The organism is Bradyrhizobium uaiense, from assembly GCF_010811875.1.
Taxonomy (GTDB): Bacteria; Pseudomonadota; Alphaproteobacteria; order Rhizobiales; family Xanthobacteraceae; genus Bradyrhizobium; species Bradyrhizobium uaiense.
The window spans coordinates 1-245 of record NZ_VKHP01000919.1 but is presented as its reverse complement, the minus strand read 5'-3'; the positions used below and the strand labels follow the sequence as shown (position 1 = coordinate 245).

Sequence of the window (245 nt, the reverse complement as noted above, 5' to 3'; positions counted from 1 at the left end):
GCGATGGAAGAGGCTGCGCCCGCGCTGAAGCCCGACCGCATCGTCGGCGTCGGCGGGCCCGCGACGCGCCACGATTCCATGGCCGCCGGCGAGGCCGGTGCCGACTATGTGCTGTTCGGCGAGCCCGCCGACGCCGACGATGCGGTCGGGCTTCAGCGCGGGCGCAGCCTCTTCCATCGCGGCGACGCCGGTCAGATGCGCGCCATCGGCGCCGGCGCGGGCCACGATGTCGGGATGGCCGTCGA

Annotated in this window: 1 pseudogene; it reads right to left on the bottom strand. The window is 75.1% G+C overall.

What is annotated here, in order from left to right:
* Positions 1-245 (bottom strand): annotated as a pseudogene (locus FNJ47_RS52495) (hypothetical protein); the annotation flags it as partial.